The following is a 2,688-nucleotide window of genomic DNA, read 5'->3' on the forward strand; positions in this document are numbered from 1 at the left end:
AACCATTCGCCAATCTGGTAGAACAGCATGACGGCAACCGCTTCCGGATATTCGCCGATGCCAAAGGCTCCGATGGTGGAAATGCTCATGAGGAAATGTTCATCGAAAATCCGGCCATGGGTAATATTGCGCAATGCCTGCCAGAGAACGTCATAGCCCAGGATAAAATAGGCGGCTATGAGTCCTGCCAGGTAAGTAATACCGGTAAAAGAGTAAAAGGAATGAAGGACCATGATGATGGCATACAGGATGGCGCCGGCGGCCAGGCGGATGATGCGGTTTCGCGTATTTTCATTCTCCTCACTGCAGCCCGGAGATGCTTCTGACTGTTCCTGCACCTCTACATCAGGTTCGTGTGTATGTACGATTGATTCGATGATGGGAGTTATCGTACGGGCCCGGTCCTCATCCAGCGTAATCGTCAGAGTCTGTTTCATGAGATTTACCGTAGAGGAAGTAATGCCTTCCAATTCGCCTACCTCTTTTTCAATCTTAGCGGAGCAGTTCGGGCAGTCCAGCCCTTTTAAAACAAATACTTTTTCCATCTCAAGCACCTTCTTTGATTAGTATAGTATATAAACTTCATTTCTAACATTTAAACATATGAACATATCTTCATTTATTTTATGCTATTAGCATACGCTGTTTGATGGCAGATGTCAAGATGATATTTTTATTATAATAATATTATTCAGTAAACTGGATTCAGTAAACTGGGCAGGTATTTATTAAGGTTCATATAAAACCTTCAAGCTAGAAGATATTGATAAATAAATCTAAAATTATATAATGCATAATAAGTCACATAAACGTATCTCCGAAGACAAGGCGATAAAATACATGTATATCAAGGGCGTTCAAAAAATTTAAAAACATAATATCACAATATTGACAGTAATTACCGATTTCATATATAATAATTAATGTAAAAAGTTATCAATTTCACAACAACAGCTTCGTAATTCTCAGGAAAGATGGAGCCGGATAAAAGGAGATGTCCCTATGTTTCAGAATCAGGATTTTTGGATTGGCTTAGGCGTGGGTGTACTGGCAGGTATTTTCGGATATAAACTGATGGTCGAAAGAGAACAGCAGCTACTGGCTCTGCAGCAGCCGGCTGCTACAGCAGCATCGGCTACAGTTCCTGTTGCTGAATTACAGCGTCAAAAAGAAGAACTCGAAGATATGATTGCCGCACAGGAAGCAGCACAGGCTAAATAATCAGAAGAAAAGAGACTGTCTCGCACTCCTGGGACAGTCTCTTTTTCTTGTGATATCAGAATTTGTGAAAGGTAAACAGAATATGCTGCCATTTTCAAAATGGGATATTATTATGCGGTCTGTGCAGATATCTTCTTATATTCCAGGCCGTATCCGGCTCTACAGCAAGCGGCTGATAGGTAATGCCGGATTGTGCCGGCAGGTGTATGCGTATATTTCCAGCTATCATGAAATAGACTCGGTTGAAGTCAATATGGTGACCGGTTCCGTATTAATCAAATATCAGCCTGGCCTGCTCCGGACAAATCACGAATTGGCGAAAGTGGAACAATACGTCGTCAAGCGCATAGAAAGGAGATAACAACGTGTCTTATGTATCAGGATTCATGATTGGTGCCTCTATTGGTAAGTCGATTCACCAATTTTTTAGTAACTCCGGCCATTCAGGCGTCGCCCACAACACTATACCAGATTCCCGGCCTGTTCCTGTTTTACCGCTTTTTAGCCGGGCATCCCAAAGTCCGGGACGACGCCGCTATTATGCCAGAAGCCTCGTACGCAATCAGGTCCTGGCCGGACTCCTGGCACAATGTCTGTATAAAATGTCGGGCATCCGCCGTGTTGAAATCAATCCCCGAACGGGCAGTATCCTCCTCCTGGGGGATGAAAAAACGCTCGATACGGTCGAAAAGGTGTTGAGCGAACAGGTTTTTTCTGTTCCCTTACCGGGGGAAGAGCTGATGAAAGAACTGGACGAAGCTAAAACGATGGAACAGAAAGTCGAATCAGACTTCCGTCATACCGCTGCTGATGTCTGCCGTATGTTCAATCAGGGAGTATCGGACAGTACGGGTCATCTGCTTGACTTGAAAGCGCTGGTTTCCCTCATATTCATTATACGGGGACTGCGCCGGACTATCGCGATGAATGAACGGGCGTCTGGTCCGCAGCTCTTATGGTGGGCGTACAGCCTTTTGAGAGGAAAGTGATTGTTATGTATATGTGTACCAAATTGCGGCTCCATGCAGAAATCCCTGCCCGGATCCGTCCTCTGCTGGGAGTGCGGCTGCGCCAGCTGCGAGGTGTCGTAGCGGCCTCGACTGACGGCCGGCTGGTTACTCTGTATTATAGACGGCCGTTTGATCCCCGCTCGGCTCTGCCTTTGCTGTACAGCTTTGAAAAAACGTATGGTGCAAAACGGGAAGAACGAAAAGATTTGGATATTGCTTCCTATAAACGGGAAGCAATCCTGTCTGTTGGTGGATTTATTGCCATGAATATCCTGCGCAAAACCAATCCGGCATTTTACGATAGCATTCTTTTGTTCCGCCGGCTCTTTACCCTGTTCATTGCCCGCCGGTTCATTAAAAACGGTGTTCTCGGTGTCGTCCAGCAGCATCAGGCCAATGCCGATACGTTGACGGCGACAGCTGTCGTTGCATCGGTTCTGGCAGGAAAACCTGAATC

Annotated in this window: 4 protein-coding genes and 1 pseudogene; 4 read left to right on the forward strand and 1 reads right to left on the reverse strand. The window is 45.5% G+C overall.

Annotated elements, in window-relative coordinates; translation table 11 throughout:
- The coding region (locus DBO31_RS07905) for a heavy-metal-associated domain-containing protein (protein WP_150824877.1) at window positions 1–545 on the reverse strand (545 nt) is incomplete at its 3' end.
- 457 nt (window positions 546–1,002) lie between these two features.
- On the opposite strand from DBO31_RS07905, the gene DBO31_RS07910 reads away from it, so the two are divergent.
- The 4 genes and pseudogenes from DBO31_RS07910 to DBO31_RS07925 form a co-directional block, all read left to right on the forward strand.
- A complete protein-coding gene (locus DBO31_RS07910; protein WP_059075984.1) occupies window positions 1,003–1,221 on the forward strand; it encodes a hypothetical protein in 219 nt (72 codons plus the stop codon).
- Window positions 1,222–1,333: 112 nt separating this feature from the next.
- On the forward strand, window positions 1,334–1,582 hold the full coding sequence (locus DBO31_RS07915) for an HMA2 domain-containing protein (RefSeq protein WP_234995438.1): 249 nt from the start codon (window positions 1,334–1,336) through the stop codon (window positions 1,580–1,582).
- Window positions 1,583–1,586: 4 nt separating this feature from the next.
- Window positions 1,587–2,210: an HMA2 domain-containing protein gene (locus tag DBO31_RS07920; protein WP_059075985.1), complete on the forward strand. Its 624-nt coding sequence runs from the start codon at window positions 1,587–1,589 to the stop codon at window positions 2,208–2,210.
- Window positions 2,211–2,215: 5 nt separating this feature from the next.
- Window positions 2,216–2,688: pseudogene (locus DBO31_RS07925) on the forward strand (cation-transporting P-type ATPase); the annotation flags it as partial.

It is taken from the genome of Megasphaera sp. DJF_B143, from assembly GCF_900320625.1.
GTDB lineage: Bacteria > Bacillota > Negativicutes > Veillonellales > Megasphaeraceae > Megasphaera > Megasphaera hexanoica.

Excerpts from the sequence above, each read along its gene's own strand:
- DBO31_RS07915 (WP_234995438.1), top strand. The coding sequence starts at position 1,334 with ATGCGGTCTGTGCAGATATCTTCTTATATTCCAGGCCGTATCCGGCTC.
- DBO31_RS07910 (WP_059075984.1), top strand. The coding sequence starts at position 1,003 with ATGTTTCAGAATCAGGATTTTTGGATTGGCTTAGGCGTGGGTGTACTG.